The following is a 1,071-nucleotide window of genomic DNA, read 5'->3' on the forward strand; positions in this document are numbered from 1 at the left end:
GTACATAATTTGACCTAAGTGACATTTAAGTTATGATCTAATAGTGTATGCCATATAGGTTATGACAAATATATAAAAACTGCCACTTTTAATCTATGATCATAGGGTATACCCATATGGCACAACAGGAACTGTTCCTGATAAAATAAAAACCGTATGCATGATTTCCATACATACGGTTTCAAGGTAAAGCCCAATTATGGCTTCGCGGAGCAGCTCAATCGCCTAGCTTGAACTTCGCCGCCCTGGTGTCTGAATCCATGGCCAGGGCTTGTTGCAAAAAATCCGTCGTGACCCAACATAGTCATATCGCCTTAGCGGATGAGTAGTCAATGACCAACAACGAATTCAAATGGAAACACTTCGCGCCTGAAATCATCCTTTGGTCGCTACGTTGGTATGGCTCAACACCCATGAGTTATGCCAACGTCAGTGATATGTTGGCGGAAAGAGGGATTTCAGTGAACCGCTCAACGATTTATCGGTGGTTTATTGAATACTCCCCCGCACTTCGTATGAAACTCCGTCGCTACCTACCTATCGGCGCTGACTCCTCTTGGCAACTTGATGAAACCTACATAAAAGTGAAGGGAAAATGGCGCTACCTGTACCGTGCCATCAATAAAAAAGGCGAAACCTTAGACTTCTACTTTTCGAAAAAACGCGATAAACATGCTGCTTATCGTTTCCTAAAGCATTGTTTGAAAAAGTACAAACACGACATGCAGCCAAAGACCCTCAATACCGACCAGCACTCTTCTTATGGTAATGCGATTACTCGACTGAAAGAAGAAGGATTACTGCGAGAAGGCGTGGCACATCGGCAAGTGAAATATCTCAATAATCGCATTGAATCTGACCATGCGCCGTTAAAAAAACTCATCACCGCGACCGGCGGTTTCAAACCGCTATCATCGAGCCTGGGCCACCATCAAGGGATTTGAATCACTGCGCATGTTAAATAAGGGGCAACTCGATTGTTGGTTACGTCAGGATGGGGGTTGTTGCAAAAAATCCGTAGTGATCCAAAATCGTCTCATTTCTCCCTGGCGGATAACGGATAGATGGCCA

General features: G+C 44.3%; 1 pseudogene. It reads left to right on the top strand.

What is annotated here, in order from left to right:
• Nucleotides 1-332: 332 nt before the first annotated feature.
• Nucleotides 333-1,071: pseudogene (locus B5D35_RS23915) on the top strand (IS6 family transposase); the annotation flags it as partial.

The organism is Enterovibrio nigricans DSM 22720, from assembly GCF_900167155.1.
GTDB classification, from domain to species: Bacteria; Pseudomonadota; Gammaproteobacteria; order Enterobacterales; family Vibrionaceae; genus Enterovibrio; species Enterovibrio nigricans.